This window comes from Streptomyces sp. NBC_00663 (assembly GCF_036226885.1).
In the GTDB taxonomy this organism is placed as follows: Bacteria; Actinomycetota; Actinomycetes; order Streptomycetales; family Streptomycetaceae; genus Streptomyces.
The window spans coordinates 6016006-6035676 of the sequence record NZ_CP109027.1 but is presented as its reverse complement, the minus strand read 5'-3'; the positions used below and the strand labels follow the sequence as shown (position 1 = coordinate 6035676).

Below are 19671 nucleotides of genomic sequence, written 5' to 3'. Positions count from 1 at the left end.
GAGGCTAATTTGACACACTCGCGCACGTCAACCAAAAGTTGATCGGACCGGCAGCCCTGCACCTCTACAGGCTCATGCCCAACTTGCCCAAAAGGTCCTAATGTGGCCCGCTTCACCCATCTTCCCGAAGGGTGGAGCGGTCAACTCCCCACACCCGAACGGAAGTTCAGGGTTGAGCATCGGGGCTATCGCCGATAGCTTGAGGATGGCGAATCCGTCTCGCTCGTGAAACCCGAAAGGGAGGACCGGGCGGCCGAGGAGGAAGTGTGTCCAAAATCAGCCCTGGGCGCCGCTAAAGAAATATTTCCGCGACACGACTGGCGCCATCAGAAAATCACCCGGTAGCGTGACCATCGGGAAAAGAATCTCTTTCCGGTTTCGACCGATCATTCGCTCCTTGTCATTTGCTCCACGGGGGCCGTGTATCCATATCCGAATACACCCCTGCGCGATTCCAAAAACACGAAGTGACAGGGGTGAACCAATTCATGGATGGGCAGGACTGCGACTTCTTGCATTCATCACGGGATTTGATCGCATTTGAGTTGGCCGTTCAGGCGGCACGGAGCAAGGTCGAGATGGAGGGGGTTCTCGGGTTCTCCAGGACCACGACCTGACCGAAGACCGGGCACGCCCGAGCATCGGCGCTCCCGCGACACGGGCCGGCTTGCGCGAAGCCGGCAGTCGGCCCGCCCCATCACGCTTTCGTCCGGACCTTTGATACCCAGGAGCACAGAAGCTGTGTCGTCTTCGTCCTCTCCGGTGATCCAAACCGTTCTCGAACAGTCCTCCCGCGTCCTGCAGACATATGCCGTGGACCCCGGCCTCGTGGCCGAGCACGCAAATGGCGAGCGCCGCATCACTCAGGGCGGATACGGAGACCGCCAGCTTTTCGAACTCGTCCAGAACGCCGCCGACGAGATCGCCGACGAACCAGGAGGCCGGGTGCACGCCGTCCTCACCGAAACGCATCTGTACTGCGCGAACGAAGGAACTCCGGTGACCCCGGAAGGCGCCGAGACAATTCTCCGGATGAGCATGTCCAAGAAGCGCGGAGGCCAGATAGGGCGATTCGGGGTGGGCGTGAAATCCGTCCTCGTCGTGACCGACGCCCCGGAATTCTTCAGCCGCACCGGGAGTTTCGGATTCGACCGTGCCTGGTCGTATGCGCAGATCAAGGCCGTGCCCGGGGTGACGGCACGCTACGGCCCGGACTTCGACGCGCCCGTCCTGCGGATGGCCCGCCCTCTCGACGTGGAGACCGAGTGTGCGGCCGACCCCGTCCTCGACGAGTTGCTGGCCTGGGCGACGACCGTGGTCCGTCTGCCTCTGCTCCCGAAGGCCGACGTCCGGCTGGGCCGGGACATGCACGGTGGTCGGGGCAAGGATCACGGCGAGCCCCGCGAGGAGTTCCCGGTCGGCTTCCAGCTCTTCTCGCCGCACGTCGCCAAGGTCGTACTGGAGGACCGCCGGCCCCGGCCCGTGGCCCGTCGGACTCTGACCACCAAACAGGCCGGCGATGTGCGTACCGTGGTCGAGGAACGGACCGGGAAGGCCGTCGCCACGGAACGGTGGCGGGTCTTCAGGGCCAGCCACGAGCCCGGCCCGGCCGCACGAGCGGACGCAGGTGAACTCCACGACCGGCTCTCCCTCGACCTCGCCTGGGCCGTCCCCGCCCTGGAGAAGGACTCGGAGAGCGGTCTCCATGTCAGCTCCCGGTCCCGCGGTCGCGGCAAGTTCTGGTCCTTCTTCCCGACCAAGTACGAGATGTCGCTGAGCGGCATCCTCAACGGTGCCTGGAAGACGAACGAGGACCGGCAGAACCTCCTGGACTCCTCCCCGTTCAACCAGGAGATGATCCGGGCCGCCGCGCAGTTGGTCGTCGACTCGCTCCCGGCCTTGGCACCCGTCGAGGACCCGGCCGCCCACCTCCCGCTGCTGCCCGGCCGCGTCAAGGAGGCGATCAGTTGGGCGGACGAGTTCCTGACGGACGAGATCTGGAAGCGCGCCGCTGTCCATCCCTCACTCCCCGACCAGAACGGCGTGCTGCGCACGCCGACCGAGCTGCGGGTGCACCCGCGCCCCAAGGACCCGAAGGCCGAGTCGAAGTCCCTGATTCGTTGGCTCCGTTGGTGGCACGAGTGCCCGGACCGCCCGTCCGACTGGCTACACCCGAGCGCCGAAGCGGATTCGCTGCGCTCCGGCAAGGTCGTGCACATCCTCGGCGCGGCCAAGCACGAACGAGCGGACGTCCGCGACTGGTTGGAGGCCCTCGTCGCAAGCGGCACCGCCGACGCCTCAGCGACGGCGATCCGCATCCTCGCCGACATGGTCGAGATCCGTTCCCCGTTCGTCGCGGAGGCTCGCAAGGCCCACATCGTCCTCACCGAGGAACACGGCCTCGTGGCCCCCGTACACGGCAAGGTGTACCGCCGCACCGACCAGGGCGGACTGCGCGAGTCCCTGGTGTACGTGGTCGACGCGCTCGCCCACGACCCCTCCCTGGCGCACGCGCTCGACGTCCTGGGCATCCGGGAGGCCGACGTCGAGGGCCGGTTCGACAGCGTTCTCGATCAGGGCTTCGACCACTACAGCCAATCGGACTGGGAGCGGTTCTGGGAGCTGTTCCGTCAGGCCGGTGTCCGCAGGCTGGCGCACAGGGTCCTGGAACGGGTGCCTGCGCCGCGCTGCACACTGCGGGTGCGGACCGCCGACGGCAGGTTCCGGCCGGTCGAGGACTGCATGCTGCCGGGTGCCGTCGTCGATGCTGAGCGCGACCCGAGCGTCGCCGTCGACATGCGGTTCCACTCCGACGACACGCCCTTCTTCGCCCAGGTCGGTCTGCGGGAACAGCCAGCCTCCGGCGTGCGGCCCAGCTCTGACGAACCCTGGTTCGAGGAGTACCGAGAAGCCGTCCACGCCTCCTACCTCCGCACTCTGGACAGTCGTGCCCCCCGTCCCTCGCTGAGCCGGATGAAGATCGAGGGTGCCGCGATCGGTGGCCCGCTGCACCTCTTCCGCGCCCTCTCCGAGAAGTCCCGCGCCGCCTTCCTGAAGGCACTTCCGGACGAGGCCGTGGTGGACAACTGGACCCGCCAGGTCGGGGCCCAGACCAGTACCCGGCAGGCGGTCGAGTCGCCGATCCGCTGGATGCTGCGGAAGTACGGCACGGTCGCCACGTCCCAGGGGATCAAGCCGCTCCGGGAAGCAGTCGGCCCCCAACTCGCCTCCTACCGCGACGTGTTGCCCGTCGCGGACCTCTCGCCCGAGAAGGCCCGCAAGCTGCGGCTCCCGACCACCGTCGACGAGGTTCCCGCCGGCCGCTGGGACGCGCTCCTCGACGAGGTCTCCCGCAGCGAGGACGACTCCTTCGTCGGTGCCACCTACGTGATGCTGACGCGCTTCGGCGCAGACTTCCCCGAGGACTCCCTGACCCGCTGTCGGATCGGCGACACGTGGGGCACCCGTCCCGACGACCAGATCACCCTGGCCGTCGGCGCCGCCGAGTACCGAGCGCTCCGCACCGAACAGCTCCCGGCGCTGCTCGTGCCGACCGCCGGCGACGCCGAGCTGATGGTCGAGAAGTGGGGCATGCTCCGCTACACCGACGTGATCAGCCGGGAGACCCGTGAGGTGCCGGAGGGCGACCCCGTACCTCTGGTCGAGCTGTTCCCCGCCCTGCGTCAGCGTCTGAACAGCGGCAACCGGAACAGCACGGTGCAGCGGTGCACCGAGCTGGAGGAGGTCACACGCACGCCCAACGGCACGCACGCCTCCCCCCTGGAGGCTGTGCGCCAGGACGGCACGGTGAAGGTCCGGGTGCCTCTGGAGCCCGAGCCGATGCTGCGGCTGATCGACCGTGAGCTCGGCCTCGGGCTCGGCGCGGCCGGCTGCCGCGCCGTGCTGGAGCACCAGGACCGCATGGCCCGCGACAGCGCGCTGAGGGCGGCCCAGCAGGCGGTGCGCGAGGCCGAGGACGTGGTGGCCAAGGTCGAGTTGCTTATCGGTGCCGACGCTCTCCGGGCCGGGCTCCCCGAAGGACTGATGGAAGCCGAGTTGCAGACGGCCGACGGTGTGGAGCCGTCGGGGCGTCGGATCGCGCAGATGGCGTTCAACGCGCACGGCGACGGCGTACTCCAGCAGCACGCCCGGGACATCCAGGCCCGCTTCCCCAACGCGCCTGTCTCGTACACGGGGTCTTCGGCCGCGATCGCCTTCGTCTCGGACCTGAGGCTGCCCGTTGCGTTCGCCGGTTCGAGGACTCCGTCCCCGCCGCCGGTCGAGACCGTAGAGGGCCCGCGGGACTTCCCGAGCCTCCATGGCTACCAGGAGGACCTGGTCCGGAACATCTCCACCATGCTCGATCGGCTCGCTCCCCAACGCGGCATGCTGTCCCTGCCCACCGGCGCGGGCAAGACCCGGGTCACCGCCGAGGCCGTGATCCGCTGGGTCAAGCGGATCGGTGATCTCAAGGGCCCGGTGCTGTGGATCGCGCAGACCGAGGAACTGTGCGAACAGGCGGTGCAGAGCTGGAAGTTCGTCTGGAACAAGGTCGGCGCTGAGCGCCCCCTCGCCATCAGCAGGCTCTGGAGCAGCAACGAGGTCGGAGACGTCGTCGAGCATCCCCACCTGGTGGTCGCCACCGACGCCAAGCTGGAACGGTGCCTGGGCATCGACCAGTACGCCTGGCTGCGGCGGGCCGCGCTGGTGATCGTGGACGAGGCGCACACCGCGATCTCCAAGCGGTACACCGAGATCCTGAGCCAGTTGGGACTCACCCAGTACGAGACCGGTCGGCATCTGCTGGGCCTCACCGCCACCCCGTTCCGCAACACCAACGAGGACGAGACCCGCCGTCTGGTCAACCGGTTCGGCAACAGGCGGCTCGACCAGGGCGTCTTCCCGTCGGGCGACCCGTACCGCGACCTCCAGGACTGGGGCATGCTCGCCCAGGTCGAGCACCGCACCCTGGAGGGGGGCCGGATCGAGCTGACACAGGAGGAGAAGACCCACGCCGACCGTATGGCGATGCTCTCCCGCGCCGCCGAGCAGCGGCTCGCAGACGACCACACGCGCAGCCGCCGCATCGTGGATTCGGTGGCCGAACTGCCGCGTGACTGGCCGACGTTGTTGTTCGCCACCTCCGTCGACCACGCCAAGTACCTGGCGGCCATGCTGAACGACAGCGGTGTCCCGTCCGCCGCGGTGGACTCCACGACGAGTCCACAGGATCGCCGTACACGCATCGAGAAGTTCCGAAACGGACGCATTCGCGTGCTCACCAACTACGGTGTGCTCACCCAGGGATTCGACGCGCCGGCCACTCGTGCCGTGGTCGTGGCCAGGCCGGTCTACAGCACCAACGTGTACCAGCAGATGATCGGTCGAGGGTTGCGCGGGCCACGAAACGGCGGCAAGGACACCTGCCTGATCCTCAACGTCAGCGACAACATCGCCAACTTCGACACCCAGCTCGCCTTCACCCAGTTCGAGCACCTCTGGAGCCGTACGTGACCGACGCCTACCTCGACAGTCCTCCGCTCACCGAGGAACAGCGGGCGGTGGTCGAGCAGCCCTGGGACGCGCGTGTCCTGGTCACCGCCGGGGCGGGGGCGGGAAAGACGCACACGTTGGTGCGCCGACTCGACGCGCTGTGCGGGCACGAGGACCCCGACGAGGCGCTGGAGGCCGCAGAGATCCTCGTGCTCACCTTCTCCCGGGCCGCCGCCCGGGAGCTGCGTGAGCGCATCGCGCGGCACGGGGAGCGGGCCCGCCGTGTGCGGGCCCAGACGTTCGACGCCTGGGCGTACGGGGTGCTCATCCAGGCGTACCCGGACGGCCAGTGGGATGCGGCCGGCTTCGACGAGCGGATCACCGCGGCCGCCGGAGCAGTCGAGAAGGGGGCCCTGGAGGCGGGCGACGCCGTGCCGCCCGCTCACGTCGTGATCGACGAGGTCCAGGACCTGCTGGGCAGGCGACGGGAACTGGTCGAGGCCCTGCTTGACCGGTACCAGGACAGCTGCGGCTTCACCGTCGTCGGCGACGCGGCACAGTCCGTCTACGGCTTCCAGATCGACGACCCCGCGGAGCGCGCCGACGAGACCGGCCGGTTCTTCGACTGGCTGCGCTGCTCGTATCCCGACGACCTGGTGGAGCTGCACCTCACCGAGAACTTCCGGGCCACCACCGCCGAGGCTCGGATCGCGCTCACACACGGTCCCCGGCTCCAGCGGGTCGGCGACGCGGGCGAGGCGGCCACCCTCTACACGGAGCTTCGCGACCTCCTCCTGGATCCGGCGAACGGGGCGGGCGATCTCACCGACCCGTTCGCTCTGGACGGCTTGCGGAACCTCACCGACACCTGCGCGATCCTCTCCCGCGACAACCGGCAGGCACTGGTGGTCTCCGGGCTGCTCCACGAGCAAGGTGTCGAGCACCAGTTGCGGCGCCCCCTCGAAGAGCGGCCCGTGCCGTACTGGGTGGCCGAGCTGTTGCGCCGCACCGAGGCGACCGGCCTCACCGAGGACCGGTTCCGCTCCTTGCTCTCGAAGATCCCTCTGCCGTTCGAGCCGAACGCAAGCGCCCTGTGGACGGTGCTGCGGCGGGCGACCCGTTCGACCGGACGCGGTGTGCTCGATCTGGAGCGGCTGCGCCGCCTGGTCGCCGACGGCAGGTTCCCCGACGAGGCGGCCGATCCCGAGACCGGGCGGATCGTCGTCTCCACCGTGCACCGGGCCAAGGGCCTTGAGTTCGACCGGGTGATCGTCCTGACCCCGCCGACCATCGCCGAGCTCCGCAAGCAGTACAAGGAGAAGTTGGACCTCCCCGCCGAGGTTCGCGCCCTGTACGTGGCGATGACCCGCGTCCGCCAGGACCTCTACCACGCGAGTCCCCCCGAGCTGCCGATCGTCAAGAGGGTGGGCCACAGGAGGAACGGCCGCCGGTACATCGGTGGTTGGCGGGGGTGGGACCGTTTCGGGATCGTCGCCGAAGCGGGGGACGTCTGCCGGGACAACCCGCCAGGGCACGAGACCGATGCGATGGCGACCCAGGCGTATCTCCTGGAACACGTCCGCCCGGGCGACGAAGTCGTGCTGCGCAAACGCCACGATCTGCCGAAGGGTGAGTCCCAGAGCCCGCCGTACGCCCTGACGCACGACGGGCGGGAGATCGGCGAGGCCTCGGAGCACTTCCGTGAGGGGCTGTTCCAGGTGCAGCAGGTGAACCAGGCATGGGACCCGTGGTGGCCCGACGAGGTGCACGGGCTGCGCGTCGACGTCCTCGAGACCGCGTCGGGCAGCGCCGCCTCCGGCGTCAACGCCGGCCTCGGCGACCGAGGTGTATGGATCGTCCCCCGCATCGGCGGCATCGGAAAGTATCGACGGGCTGACAACGACGAGGAGCAGAGCGCATGACGCAGGGAGCAGGCCGGCACGCCGAGCACTACCGGGTCCGGGACGAGGAGCTCCTGGTGGGACTCCGCCGCGAGCTCCTCGGCCCCGCTCCGGACGCCACGCCGGAAGACCGGGAGGAGGTCCTGACGCAGGACGCGCCGATCGACCGCTACCTGACCGGCGTCCTCTATCCGCGTGCGGCGAACGCGGCGGCGGCGGAGCAGCTCCGCGCGGATGACGACGAGCAGGACGGTCTGGACATCGCCCCGCAGCGGACCCGTGACAACATCGAGGAGTCCGGCACCGCTCAGGAGCTGGGTGCCGCGGGATCCCGCCGACCCTCGTCGATGGGCCTCACCTTCGCGGTCGCCCCGGCCGAGAGCGAGGCGGTCGTGATCTCGGCATGTGCCGCCGTCTACAGGCCCACCGACGCCGACGGCAGGCCGATCCCGGCCCGCCGCGCCGAGGCCCGCACCGTCTCCGACCAGCGGGAGCATTGGCGGCGCGAGCAGTTGGCCCTTCCGGACGTCACGGTCGACGTGACGACTCCCGATCCCGACAAGAGGGTCGAGCTCGGGGGCGGTGCCGCCCTGCGTGTCAACGTCAGGCGCCACAACCCGACAACCGGGACGGTCACGGTCACGGTCACCCTGGTGAACACCCATCGCGTCGGCGAGCGGGAGCTCCAGGACGCCTTCTCCCTGTTCCAGTGTGGCCTCACAGTCCGCGCCGCCAACGGCTCCACCGCGTTCGTCGAACGTCCCGCCCCGGCTGCCTCCCATGACGACGAGGTCGCGACCAGCCGTCTGCTGCACCGCCATGCCCCCACCTTCGCCGTCGGCCACGGCTGCGCCGCCGAGTGGGACTGGACGCCGCCGCCGATCGGCGTGACCGACACCGTCGTCCCCGCCGTCCCCGAGGTGCGCAGTGAGTTCGTGCCCACGGTGGAGGTGTTGCTCACCGACTCCAACCCGGAGATCGACAGCTCGGCGCTGTCCATGCTCGGCCTGGCGGAGCGGGGCGACGCCGAGGTCCTGGCCGCTCTGCGGGAACTCGCCCTGGGATACGAACGCTGGATCGACCGCAAGGAGATCGAGGCCGAGGCGCTGACCGGCGGCCCGCACGAGACGCCGGCACGGAACCAGGTGGAGGCGTGCCGCGAGGCGCTCGGCCGTGTCCGCGAGGGCATCGAACTCCTCGCGGCAAAGCCCGACCTGATGCGGGCGTTCCGGCTGGCCAACCACGCGATGGCCGACCAGCGCGCCCGTAGCGCGTGGGTGAAGGGTGGTCGAATCGGCTGTCCGGACCCGACCGCGGGTCGCTGGCGTCCCTTCCAGATCGCGTTCGTGCTGCTCTGCCTGGCCGGCATCGACGACCCCGAGCACGAAGACCGGGGCATCTCCGACCTGCTCTGGTTCCCCACCGGTGGTGGCAAGACGGAGGCGTACCTCGGTCTGATCGCCCTCACCTCGTTCCTGCGCCGCATCCGCAGGAAGGAGAGCGGTGGCGGTGTCACCGTGCTCATGCGCTACACGCTCCGGCTGCTCACGCTCCAGCAGTTCGAGCGGGCCGCGATCCTGATCTGCGCCATGGAGCACATGCGACGTGCCAGGCCCGAATTGGGGCACGAGGGGTTCTCCATCGGCATGTGGGTGGGCCGCTCGGCGACCCCCAACACCCTTGTGGAGGCCGCGAGGAGGCTCGCCGAGCTCCGCGGCGATCTGGACAAGCGCCTCGCCACCGAGAACCCCGTCCAGCTCCATGCCTGCCCCTGGTGCGGCACCCGCCTCGACGCCCGCGCCTACGAGGTGGACGAGGACGCCAAGCGCATGCACGTCCGCTGCCCCGGCACCGATTGCGCCTTCGCCGACGGCCTGCCGGTCCATCTGATCGACGAGGCCGTGTACGACGCCCGGCCCACGCTGGTGATCGCCACCGTCGACAAGTTCGCCTCGATGCCCTGGCGTCCGGCCACCGCCGCGCTCTTCAACCGCGACGACCCGAGCGACCCCACCCCGCCCCCAGAGCTGATCGTGCAGGACGAACTCCATCTGATCTCGGGCCCCTTGGGCACCCTCACCGGCCTGTACGAGACGGCGGTGGACGCTCTCGCCGACCGCCCCAAGGTGATCGCCTCCACGGCGACCATCCGGCGCGCCGCCCACCAGGGCCTGCGCCTCTTCGCCCGTGAAGTCCGCCAGTTCCCGCCCGCCGGCCTGGACTCCCGGGACTCCTGGTTCGCCGTGGAGACCCCGCGCGAGGAGAAGGCGAGCCGCCGCTACGTCGGGCTCCTGGCCCCCGGCACCAGTCAGTCCACCCTCCTGATCCGTACGTACGCCACCCTGCTGCACCGGGCCAAGCAGGCCCGGACCGAGGACGAGGTGCGCGACGCGTACTGGAGCCTCGTCGGCTATTTCAACAGCCTCCGGCTGCTGTCCGCGGCCGAACTCCAGGTCCACGACGACGTGGTGGCGTACCTGGAAGTGCTCGCCGAACGCGAAGGCGTACCCGTCCGCAAGGTGGCTAACCCCTCGGAGCTGACCAGCCGGATCGACGCCAGCGAGATCCCCACCCGTCTCAAGGGCATCGAGAAGAAGCTGCCCGACGAGGACGCCGTGGACGTCCTCCTCGCCACCAACATGATCGCCGTCGGTGTCGACGTGGACCGGCTCGGCCTGATGGCCGTCATGGGCCAACCGCAGACCACCGCCGAGTACATCCAGGCCACCAGCCGCGTCGGCCGCGCCCACCCGGGGCTGGTCGCCGTCATGCTCAACGCGACCCGATCCCGCGACCGCTCCCACTACGAGAACTTCCTGCACTTCCATTCCGCCCTCTATCGCGAGGTCGAATCCACCTCAGTCACTCCCTTCTCCGCCCGCGCCCGGGAGCGTGGCCTCCACGCGGTGATCGTCGCGCTGGCCCGCATCCTCGTCCCGGCCGCTCGCGCCAACGACTCCGCGGGTCGGATCGAGTCCTACGCGCACCTCCTCAGCGAGGAGGTGCGGCCCATCCTTCTGAACCGCGTCCAAGCCGTCACCCGTGAGGAGGTCGACGCGGTGGGCCGGGCCTTCGACGAGTTCGTCGACTGGTGGCGCGACGAGGCCGACACACACGGCGGCCTGCTCTTCGAACCCGTCAGGCGTAGTCGCACCCCCTCGCTCCTGAAGTCGTACGACGATGAATCCGAGGACGCCGAGGCATGGCCGACCCTCTGGAGCCTGCGCGACGTCGACGCCGAGTCCGCTCTGTTCATGGAGGCAACCCGATGACCCCGCCCCCCGCACGACGCCGCCGGACCGGCACGGACAGCGCCGCACCCGCCCGTAACCTGCCGCGGCGCGGTGCGGTTCGTCGAGCTCAGGCGATCACCACATACGGCGTCGGTTCGCTGGTCGCCGTCGACCAGGAATCCTTCATCGTCTCCGGCCTGGACGGAGCCGACGAACACTGGAGCTGCGACGAGTCGCCCCGTATCCACGAGCAGCGACTCGCGCGCCTCCTCGGTGTCCAGCACTTCCGGCTGCCTCCCGCGTCCGAGGACACCAGCAGGGACGGCATCCGGGTGCGGCGTTTTCCTCTCATGCATTCCTGCCCCGAATGCAACGACCTGCGTCGGCACCGCGACTTCAATCCGCCAGCAGGCCGGAGCGTCTGTGGAACGTGCGAGGCCGACCTCGTCCCCTCCCGTTTCGTGGTCGCCTGCGAAGCCGGGCACTTGGACGATTTCCCGTACTGGCACTGGGTCCATCGCACCTCGGGTGGCGGCGCCACGACGGCTGCGCAGTGCGGGGGGACGCTCAAGATGCGCACCTCCGGCCGCAGTTCCTCGCTCCGCTCGATCCTCGTGTCCTGCACCTGTGGGGTGCCCGAGGTCTCCATGGAAGGTTCGTTCCGCAAGAGCGCACTCAAGGATCTGGGCCTGCGTTGCCGCGGCACCCGCCCGTGGCTCGGTACAACCGCCCCCGCCCAGGTCTGCGCCATGACGCCGCGCACGCTCCAGCGCGGTTCCTCGGCCGTGTGGCAGCCAGTGCTGAAGTCGGCGCTCTCCATCCCGCCGTGGAGCGACGGACGGGCCGATCCGCTCGCCGAGCACTGGCCCAGACTTCGTGAACTCAAAAGCGAGGACGTCCCGGGCGCCCTCAAGTTCCTCTTCGGCGACGAGAGTCCGGTCCCGGCCGACGAGGTGATGGCACTTTTGGACGCGGAACGGGAAGAGGACCCGAGCGGTGAGGACGAGCCCACCTTCGACCACCGATACCGGGCGCTGCGCAACAAGGAGTACGAGCGACTCCGCGCGGGCAACGACGAGCGCGAGCGCTCCCGCGAGGAGCAGTTCATCTGCGAGACACCCTTGGGCGACCCGAGCGTGCTCCGTCCTCTCGGCGTATCGGGACCGATGCTGGTGAAGAAGCTCCGCGAGGTGCGTGCCCTCAAGGCGTTCACGCGGCTCGCCGACCCGGACTCGGCAACGGAACTCCACGAGGTTCTGCTCTCGGACACGCCGCCACTGTGGCTCCCGGCGATGGAGGTGCGCGGCGAAGGGGTGTTCCTCCGCCTGGACGAGGAGCGCCTCGATGCCTGGGAGAAGGCGGTGTCCGTGGCGGCCCGGGTCGAGCGCATGCGGTCGGCGCACCAGCGGGTCCTGGAGCAGCGCGCGACGGATCCAGGTCGGGTTCCCCCTTCGCCCGCCACCCCCCGCATGGTGCTGCTGCACACGTTGGCCCATGTCCTGATCAACGAATGGAGTCTGGAGGCCGGCTACCCGGCCGCCGCACTGCGCGAGCGTCTGTACGCGGCCGACGACATGGCAGGCGTGCTCGTCTACACCGCGACGAGCGACTCGGCGGGCAGTCTCGGCGGGCTCGTCGCCCAGGGGGAACCGGACCTTCTCGACCGGACGATCCGTTCGGCCGTTCGCCGTGCCGAGTGGTGTTCCTCGGACCCGCTCTGCGTCGAATCCGAGGCCTCCGGCACCGGCGGGACGAACCTGGCGGCCTGCCACGCCTGTGTGATGCTCCCGGAGACGAGCTGCGAGCACAACAACATCCTCCTGGACCGCGCCCTGCTCGTCGGCACACCCGAGGATCCCCATGTGGGCTTTTTCATAGACGTATTGGGTCGATAGGAGCCCTTTTCCGAGGTCGGGACTGAAGGCAGGGGCTGCGGCTCCGCTTTCAGTCCCCGCTCCTTTCGCCGCTCGCCTCATAGGCCCCCCTCTCGAAGGGTGCCTGCGCACGGTCCAGGACTTCGTCCACATCTCACCTGTGCTCCTTGAGCCAATGAAGGAAGTCCGTGATGGCGTCGATCACCACTTCTTCGGCCGCCGCCCTGCCAAACCTGCTCGAACTCGCAACGCGAGGCTGCTTTACCGCCGCGTACAGGCTCAGCAGTTCCTCGTCCCGTGTGACGCCTGCTCCGTCGACGTGTCCGCTCGGCGAGGTGAGCCGCGTAGCCAACTCGCACCAGGTCACCTTTCGGTCGGCGCGAAGCACCACGCCCCAGCGATCGGCGACGGCGTCGACGAGGGCCATGCCACGGCCGGTTTCCGAGCCCGCGTCTGCGCCCACGAGGGTGGGGAGGGCCCGCGTGTCGGGGTCATGAATCTCGATGCGGAGGTGGGTGCCGTTCATGGAGACGGCGAGTGTGGTCGGAGTGCCGACGCCGACGTGAGTGATGACGTTGGACACCAACTCGCTCATGCAGAGCTGGGCTTCGTCGATGATGTGGTGCAGTCCCCAGATCCCCAGATGGAGCCGCATGATGCGGCGCAAGGCACCCACCTCCTCGGGCTCGGCCGTGAAGGCCAGGTCCCACGGTTTCCGGGACATGCAGGCTTCCTGTGCCACGAAGACCCCTTTGATCAGCGGAGCGTTACGCATCCTCACGTTGAGTCGCGCTGTTGACCAGAGTGACGTGAGCCCATCCCGGCGTGCAATGTGCAGGACGAGATTCCCACTTCCGAGTGATTGGCAGGCTGACGCCTTGGCGCGAGACTGAACACCCGTTATTCGAAAGGTGGTTGAGATGGCCGGATCACCCACGGCACGCCGTCGCCGTCTCTCGATCGAGCTCAAGAAGCTCCGTGAGAAGAGTGCGCTGACCTGCGCACACGTCGGCGAGGCCCTGGATTGGAGCGGCTCCAAGGTCAACCGCATGGAGACGGGTAGCGGCCGGGTCCAACCATCGGACATCGATGCCCTGTGCCGCTTCTACGGCACCACCGACGAACTGCGCGAGTTCCTCAAGTCATTGGCCCGGGAGGCCAAGACGCGCGGCTGGTGGCAGGTGCACGGCTCCGGTGTCCCCGAGTGGTTCAACATCTACATCGGTCTGGAGCAGGAAGCCTCCACACTCCGCCAGTACCAGTGCGAGTTGATCCCCGGCCTCATGCAGACCGAGGCGTACACCGGCGAGCTCCACACGACGGGTGCTCACATGTCGGCCGAGGACATCGACAAGGCCGTACGCGTACGCATGGAGCGTCAGGCCATGCTGACGGGGCCCGATGCCCCCGATGCCTGGTTCATCGTGAACGAGGGCGCTCTGCGCAATGTCATCGGCGATCGGGCTCTGATGCGGGAGCAGCTTGAACGCATCCTGGATTCAGCCGAGTTGTCCAGTGTGACCTTGCAGGTTCTGCCGTTCGACGCCGGCACCTATCCGGCTACAGGGACCTTCACGATGCTCGGCTTTCCCGACCAGGAAGACCCGGACCTGGTGTACCGCGACGGAATCACCGATGCCGTGTACTTGGAGGGCGAGCATCATGTTCGTGAGTACACCAGGGCCTTCGACGGCCTGCGAGCCGCGGCCCTGAGCCCTCAACGTTCCATCCAACTGATCAAAACCGTGTTGAAGGACTACGCAACGTGAGCATTGCAGGTGACGCGGGCAAACACCACCCCGTGTGGTTCAGGTCGACGTACAGCAACGGCGCCGGAGGCGAGTGCATCGAATGCGCGTTGGCCGTCGACGAAGTACTCGTGCGGGACTCCAAGTGCGCGGCCGGGCCCGTCATCGCGCTCGGTGGTACGGCCTGGCACGCCTTCTTGCGCAATGTCCCGAGGCCTTGATCTTTGGCGCATGGCCCGGGAGTTTCCTCGGCGGCCTCCATTCCGCTGTAGCAGACTCCTCCTAGGACCGCAGACAGCAAGGAGCTGACGATCGTGAGCGCACAGTACGAGGAGACACCCGGGCCCGCGGCACTGCCGTTGAAGACCATCGGTGACATTCGGGCTGCTCTCCGATCCGGGCATGGCTTTCCGGGCGACCGGGAGTCGTTCGAAGCGGATCTTCAGCGTGCGCTGGAGGCGTCATCCGAGACCGACCTCAACGCTGTCGCCGCGGTGATTGTCGACTACAGAGGCAGGATCCGCCTCTACCAGGATCCCCACTTCGACATCGCCGTGCAGGAGGGCATCGACCTCGCGGCTCGCCTGAAGCAGGAAGAGCAAGACCGGTGAGCGGGGTGATCGCGGCCGTGACAGTGCGGGCGGCAGATCGAGCGAAAGCGCTCGGAGCCGAGCAAGCGCTGGAGCAACTCCGACAGGAGCTGGAACAGCTACCCAGGCTCGGAGTCCTGCTCGGACCGCCCCGCCCGGGTGGCACAGAAGTCCGCAAGACGCGGATCGAGCCCCGGGACGGAGTTCCAGGGCTCGCGGTGGCGTACGTGTACACACCAGCTCCGCCGCCTCCCACCGTGGCCATCGTCGCGGTCACTCCTGACGACGGCGTCCCCGCTGAGTGACGAGCGGAACAACTTGGGTGAGCTGCGGCACCCGACACGGAACCGCTACACCCGACCCCCACGATTGCGGCAGCTCAAGGCCGAGGGTGCAGGATAGAACCATGACAACCAAGGTCTACTTCGACATCACCATCAACGACGAGCCCGCCGGCCGTATCAACTTCAACCTCTTCGACGACGTCGTCCCGAAGACGGCCGAGAACTTCCGTGCCCTCGCCACCGGCGAGAAGGGCTTCGGCTACGCCGGTTCGTCCTTCCACCGGGTCATCCCGGAGTTCATGCTGCAGGGCGGTGACTTCACCGCGGGTAACGGCACCGGCGGCAAGAGCATCTACGGGGAGAAGTTCGCCGACGAGAACTTCAAGCTCAAGCACGATCGTCCGGGCCTGCTCTCGATGGCCAACGCCGGGCCGAACACGAACGGCTCGCAGTTCTTCATCACGACGATCGTGACGGGCTGGCTGGACGGCAAGCACGTGGTGTTCGGCGAGGTCGCCGACGAGGACAGCATGAAGCTCGTCAAGAAGATCGAGGCGCTCGGCTCGGGCAACGGCAGGACCTCGGCGAAGATCACCATCGCCGAGTCCGGCCAGCTCTGACAGCTGCCCCACCGCGGTACCCCAGTCGTGAACGGCCGGCGCGTGCGTCATCGCGTCGGCCGTCGCGCGTCCGGCCCCGTGATGGTCGCCAGCAGATCATCCGGGCGGTCCAGGTGGACGTCATGACCCGCATCCCGGATCACCACCACCCGGGTCCCCCTCGCGCGGCGTCTCAGCATCTCCGCCGCCTCCTCCGCCGACAGCGCTCCCTTTCCGCCTCTCACCACCAGCGTCGGGCAGGCCAGCCGCTCCCATTCCGGCCAGTACGCCCGCGCTGTCAGCTCCGTGATCGTGGCGATCATCGTGTCCCGGTCGAAGCGGGGGTGCCAGCCGTCCGGCCGCTCCTCCAGGCCCCTCGCCCATGCCTCGTGGCCCAGGAAGGTCTCCGCCTGCGCCACGGATGTGAAGGGCGTCGGCCAGCTGTCCAGCCAGTCGGCTATCTGCGTCGGGACGGCCGGGTTCGGGCCTCCCGGGCCCGCCTCCACCAGGATCAGGGACGCCACCAGCTCCGGGTGCGCCGACGCCAGCAGCATCGCCGTGTTGCCGCCCATGGACTGGCCGAGCACTGTCACGCGGCTCAGCCCGAGCTCCTGGATCAACGTCCGCGCGTCCGCGACATGCGCCGCCCTGCTCACCGTAGGCGGGCGGCGGGTGCTCGCGCCGTGGCCGCGTGCGTCGTACGACACCACACGGAAGCCGGCGGTCAGCAGGCCCGGTGTCAGGGCGTCCCACTCGCCCAGGTGTCCCGCGAGGCCGTGCAGGAGCAGGATCGTGCGGGGTTGATCAGGAGAATGAGACAAGGGTGGCGGCTCGTCCCGGTACGTGATGCTCGTGCCGTCCTGCATCGTCGCGTGGTTCATGTGGCGCCCCCTGTAGCCGTCCTGTTGCCGGAACTGTGGGCTCCGCCACTGCCGTACACGGACGGCGCTGCTGGACTCGGCTGTCTGTCAGTCGATCACAACAAGGGGCGCGTGATGGCACTGCTGAATCTGCTGTTCGTCGTCGTCGCGGCGGTCGTCGCCTTCGCGCTCGCCGGGTACGGGGGCGGGCGGATCGCCGAGCGGGGGGTACGGCGGGCCGAGCTGCCGACCCTTCTCCGGGGGCTCGGCGCCTTGGCCGGTGCCGTGGCCGCGGCGCTCTGTGCGTGGGGGCTGTTGATCGTCGTCGGGGCCCTCATGACTGCTGAGGACGGCGGTACGGATTCGGCGCCGCCGCAGTCCTGTCGTACGGCGGGCTGGTGGGAGCGGCACCAGCGCGGCGTCGAGATCGTCGACTACTCGGTGTCGTACCTCCCGCTGGGGTTCGTGTGCGAGACGAGCGACGGCGGGAGGTACGACAACGGGGACGTGCCGGGGTATCTGAACCCGGCCCTCGTGGGCTTCGCCCTCGCCGGCGCCGGGTGCGTCATCGGCGCGGGGTACGTCTCGGAGATGCGTGCCCGCACCCGGCACGAAAACCGTGCGGGCGAAGCCCGGTAGGGGCGCTCACGCTGTCGGCATCAGCTCCGCCCTGCCGAACAACAGCGCGTATCCCTGCGGGAGTTGGGACAGGATGCGGTCCACCAGCGCGTCGCCCGCCCAGCGCGGGAGTGTGCTCAGGACCGAGCTGACGTCCCAGCGGGCCGTCGCCGTCGTCGCGCCCTCGATACGGGCCGCCACCGATTCCACGAACTCCGCCGCCGTCAGGGGGCGGGTCGCCGGGATCTGGGCGGCGACGACGCGTGCCGCCTGCTCGGGCAGCGCCCTGGCGAGGGCCACGCGTTCGTCGCCGGTGACGTGGCCGCCGAGGGCGGACAGGACGACGCGGGTGACGCGTTCCGCCTCGGTGCGGGTCGGGTACTGGCCCGACTCCCGCACCGCGTCCACCAGTTCGGCCCAGCTTCTCTTCACCACCGGATGTTTCCTCCTGGTCCTGGTCGTGCGCCCGTGCGGGCGGGCGCGCTCAACTGCTCAGCTGCCTGCGTCCGCCGTTGCCGCCCGTGATCTGGATGCGGCGCGGCTTGGCCTGCTCCGCCACGGGGATGCGCAGGGTCAGGACGCCGGCCTCGTACGAGGCGTCGATGCGTTCCGTGTCGAGGGTGTCGCCGAGGAAGAGCTGGCGGGTGAAGGTGCCGGTGGGGCGTTCGGCGACGATGGGCTCCGCGCCCTCGGGGGCGGGGGAACGGCGCTCGGCGCGGACGTTCAGGACGTTGCGTTCGACGTCCAGATCGATCGTCTCGGGGTCGATGCCGGGCAGGTCGAAGTGGACGACGAAGTCGTCCCCGGAACGGTAGGCGTCCATCGGCATCGCGGCCGGACGGGTGGCGCCGAAGACCTGCTGCGCGAGGCGGTCGAATTCGCGGAAGGGGTCGGTACGCATGAGCATCACGGGTCACTCCTCTCCTCAGGAACTGGGTGCGATGCCCTTACGTCTTCTTATATAGCTCGAAGGAGGAAACCTGACAAGCCTCGACTCAGGTTCGGGTCGCCTCACGGTGCCGGAGTTAGCCTCGGGGGCGGAAACAATCACCAGGAGGCAGGCATGGCCAAGGTCCCCAGCGCGGTCGTCGCGGCGAGTGGGCTCGTCGGTGGGTACGGCGTGGCCCGTTGGACCAGGAAGCGGCAGCTCGGCGGGGCCGTGCTGGCCGTGGCCGGGGCAGCCGCGGCGACACAGTGGCGGCAGCAGGCCGGCGGGAAGGCGGCCGGGGCGCTGACGGCCGCGTACGTCGCCGCGTTCGCCGGGTCGCATCCGCTGGCCAAGAAGGTGGGCGCCTGGCCCGCCGTGTTCGGGATGGCGGGGGCCGTCGCACTCGCGTCCTGGGCGGTGGCGGACCGGCAGGGCTGAGAAGAAGCTGAGAGGGAAACGGGGGTGCGACTCGGGGTCACCGAGCATCGGGTGCGGCTCGGGGCGCAGGAGTACCGGGTGCTGCGCGTCGACGGGCTGCGGCGCGCGCTCTGCTACGACAGTGAGCACTGGCTGAGTCTGTGGGTGGACCGGAGTGCCGCCGCCGAGCTGGCCGCGGCCTGGCTGCTGGCCGCGCGATCGCCGCGCTCACTCGTCCATCTGCCGCTGCGGCAGCGCGATGAGCGCCCTGCCGACACTCCCCTTCCCGAGCCGTATCGCGCCCGTGACCTGCTTCTGCTGCACCACTCCCTCCAGTTCCCGGCGTCCCGGTGGAAGGACGTGCGGGGGCGGGTGGGGCGGCACAACGGCAGGACGCACACCGTCGAGTTCCGGCGGGCCGATTTCTCCCTCCCCCGCGACCAGGCCAACAACCAGGCCCTCGACCAGGCCGTCCCCGGCGCCCACCACGCCGGGTTCCGCGACCGGATCCGTCTCGCCACCGCCGCCGACACCCTCGTACTCAGCGGCAGTGCGCTGCCCTTCGCCGACGCCGCCGCGGACTTCTTCGACCTCGCCGACACCGGGCCCGGCCGGGACGGGCACGTGTGTGCCGAACTGCATCCGGGGTCGGGGCTGTTGGAGCGGTCGATGCCGCTGATGCATGTCGAGTACCGCGCGGACTGGGAGCCCACGCCCCGGCACAGCTAGCTTCGGTGCGTCAGCACATTCACCACCCGGCCGTTCGGGTCCCGTACGAAGAACCGTCGTACGCCCCACTCCTCGTCCCGCAGCTCCCGTACGACCTCCGCACCCGACGCCACCACCTGCGCGTACACCGCGTCCACGTCCTCGACCTCGACGCTCAGGTCGGGGACGACGGGTGCCGTGCGCTCCTCGGTGAAGAAGCTGATCTGGGCGGTGGGGTTGGCGGGGGAGGCGAGGGTGACGATCCAGCCCATGTCCATGGCCTGCTGGAAGCCCAGGAGGCCGTAGAAACGGCAACTCGCCTTCATCGCGTCCTCCGACTCGACCTGAAAGTCGGGCATGATCCGGCGGACGGTCATGGCAGTAGCTCCTCACTGTCGTCCGGGACTTTCTGTTATCC

Annotated in this window: 15 protein-coding genes and 1 pseudogene; 11 read left to right on the top strand and 5 right to left on the bottom strand. The window is 69.0% G+C overall.

All coding sequences use genetic code 11. The features are described from left to right. Positions 1 to 741: 741 nt before the first annotated feature. Genes OG866_RS27600 through OG866_RS27585 form a run of 4 tightly spaced genes read left to right on the top strand, consistent with a single transcriptional unit; the run spans position 742 to position 12522 of the window. Positions 742 to 5514 carry a DEAD/DEAH box helicase gene (locus tag OG866_RS27600; RefSeq protein ID WP_329338747.1) on the top strand — a complete coding sequence of 1591 codons (4773 nt, stop codon included), beginning with the start codon at positions 742 to 744 and terminating at the stop codon, positions 5512 to 5514. Further along, positions 5511 to 7415: a UvrD-helicase domain-containing protein gene (locus OG866_RS27595; protein WP_329338744.1), complete on the top strand. Its 1905-nt coding sequence runs from the start codon at positions 5511 to 5513 to the stop codon at positions 7413 to 7415. Before OG866_RS27600 ends, OG866_RS27595 begins: the two co-directional genes overlap by 4 nt. Further along, positions 7412 to 10666, top strand: a complete 3255-nt coding sequence (locus tag OG866_RS27590; RefSeq protein WP_329338742.1) for a helicase-related protein — start codon at positions 7412 to 7414, stop codon at positions 10664 to 10666. The genes OG866_RS27595 and OG866_RS27590 overlap by 4 nt, the downstream gene beginning before the upstream one ends. Then, positions 10663 to 12522 (top strand): DUF1998 domain-containing protein, encoded by a 1860-nt coding sequence (locus OG866_RS27585; protein ID WP_329338740.1) that lies wholly within the window; start codon positions 10663 to 10665, stop codon positions 12520 to 12522. Before OG866_RS27590 ends, OG866_RS27585 begins: the two co-directional genes overlap by 4 nt. A 136-nt stretch (positions 12523 to 12658) precedes the next feature. Here the strand turns inward: OG866_RS27585 and OG866_RS27580 are convergent. Beyond that, positions 12659 to 13225: pseudogene (locus tag OG866_RS27580) on the bottom strand (ATP-binding protein); the annotation flags it as partial. 196 nt (positions 13226 to 13421) lie between these two features. Between OG866_RS27580 and OG866_RS27575 the strand changes: the two are divergent. The 4 genes from OG866_RS27575 (at position 13422) to OG866_RS27560 (ending at position 15743) form a co-directional block, all read left to right on the top strand. Further along, positions 13422 to 14270 (top strand): helix-turn-helix domain-containing protein, encoded by an 849-nt coding sequence (locus OG866_RS27575; protein WP_329338738.1) that lies wholly within the window; start codon positions 13422 to 13424, stop codon positions 14268 to 14270. Continuing rightward, positions 14267 to 14470 (top strand): DUF397 domain-containing protein, encoded by a 204-nt coding sequence (locus OG866_RS27570; RefSeq protein ID WP_329338736.1) that lies wholly within the window; start codon positions 14267 to 14269, stop codon positions 14468 to 14470. The genes OG866_RS27575 and OG866_RS27570 overlap by 4 nt, the downstream gene beginning before the upstream one ends. Positions 14471 to 14563: 93 nt before the next feature. Further along, positions 14564 to 14860 (top strand): DUF6247 family protein, encoded by a 297-nt coding sequence (locus tag OG866_RS27565; RefSeq protein WP_329338734.1) that lies wholly within the window; start codon positions 14564 to 14566, stop codon positions 14858 to 14860. A 385-nt stretch (positions 14861 to 15245) separates the two neighbouring features. Next, positions 15246 to 15743: a peptidylprolyl isomerase gene (locus tag OG866_RS27560; protein ID WP_329338732.1), complete on the top strand. Its 498-nt coding sequence runs from the start codon at positions 15246 to 15248 to the stop codon at positions 15741 to 15743. Positions 15744 to 15790: 47 nt separating this feature from the next. On the opposite strand, the gene OG866_RS27555 is transcribed toward OG866_RS27560, so the two are convergent. Then, on the bottom strand, positions 15791 to 16603 hold the full coding sequence (locus OG866_RS27555) for an alpha/beta fold hydrolase (RefSeq protein WP_329338730.1): 813 nt from the start codon (positions 16601 to 16603) through the stop codon (positions 15791 to 15793). A gap of 114 nt (positions 16604 to 16717) precedes the next feature. On the opposite strand from OG866_RS27555, the gene OG866_RS27550 reads away from it, so the two are divergent. After that, positions 16718 to 17221, top strand: a complete 504-nt coding sequence (locus tag OG866_RS27550; RefSeq protein ID WP_329338728.1) for a hypothetical protein — start codon at positions 16718 to 16720, stop codon at positions 17219 to 17221. A 6-nt stretch (positions 17222 to 17227) separates the two neighbouring features. Here the strand turns inward: OG866_RS27550 and OG866_RS27545 are convergent, their stop codons facing one another. Then, complete coding sequence (locus OG866_RS27545; protein WP_329338726.1) at positions 17228 to 17635, bottom strand: DUF2267 domain-containing protein; 408 nt, start codon at positions 17633 to 17635, stop codon at positions 17228 to 17230. Between the two features lie 49 nt (positions 17636 to 17684). Further along, positions 17685 to 18107, bottom strand: coding sequence for an Hsp20/alpha crystallin family protein (locus OG866_RS27540; protein WP_329344328.1), 423 nt, complete (start codon positions 18105 to 18107; stop codon positions 17685 to 17687). 156 nt (positions 18108 to 18263) lie between these two features. On the opposite strand from OG866_RS27540, the gene OG866_RS27535 reads away from it, so the two are divergent. Further along, positions 18264 to 18566 (top strand): hypothetical protein, encoded by a 303-nt coding sequence (locus tag OG866_RS27535; protein ID WP_329338724.1) that lies wholly within the window; start codon positions 18264 to 18266, stop codon positions 18564 to 18566. 24 nt (positions 18567 to 18590) lie between these two features. Further along, entirely contained in the window at positions 18591 to 19274 is a 684-nt protein-coding gene (locus tag OG866_RS27530) for a hypothetical protein (protein WP_329338721.1), read from the top strand. Here OG866_RS27530 and OG866_RS27525 read toward each other — a convergent pair. Then, positions 19271 to 19630: a VOC family protein gene (locus OG866_RS27525; protein WP_329338719.1), complete on the bottom strand. Its 360-nt coding sequence runs from the start codon at positions 19628 to 19630 to the stop codon at positions 19271 to 19273. The genes OG866_RS27530 and OG866_RS27525 overlap by 4 nt on opposite strands. Positions 19631 to 19671 lie beyond the last annotated feature (41 nt).

Excerpts from the sequence above, each read along its gene's own strand:
- OG866_RS27590 (WP_329338742.1), top strand. The coding sequence starts at position 7,412 with ATGACGCAGGGAGCAGGCCGGCACGCCGAGCACTACCGGGTCCGGGAC.
- OG866_RS27585 (WP_329338740.1), top strand. The coding sequence starts at position 10,663 with ATGACCCCGCCCCCCGCACGACGCCGCCGGACCGGCACGGACAGCGCC.
- OG866_RS27575 (WP_329338738.1), top strand. The coding sequence starts at position 13,422 with ATGGCCGGATCACCCACGGCACGCCGTCGCCGTCTCTCGATCGAGCTC.
- OG866_RS27560 (WP_329338732.1), top strand. The coding sequence starts at position 15,246 with ATGACAACCAAGGTCTACTTCGACATCACCATCAACGACGAGCCCGCC.
- OG866_RS27555 (WP_329338730.1), bottom strand. The coding sequence starts at position 16,603 with ATGAACCACGCGACGATGCAGGACGGCACGAGCATCACGTACCGGGAC.
- OG866_RS27550 (WP_329338728.1), top strand. The coding sequence starts at position 16,718 with ATGGCACTGCTGAATCTGCTGTTCGTCGTCGTCGCGGCGGTCGTCGCC.
- OG866_RS27540 (WP_329344328.1), bottom strand. The coding sequence starts at position 18,107 with ATGCTCATGCGTACCGACCCCTTCCGCGAATTCGACCGCCTCGCGCAG.
- OG866_RS27535 (WP_329338724.1), top strand. The coding sequence starts at position 18,264 with ATGGCCAAGGTCCCCAGCGCGGTCGTCGCGGCGAGTGGGCTCGTCGGT.
- OG866_RS27525 (WP_329338719.1), bottom strand. The coding sequence starts at position 19,630 with ATGACCGTCCGCCGGATCATGCCCGACTTTCAGGTCGAGTCGGAGGAC.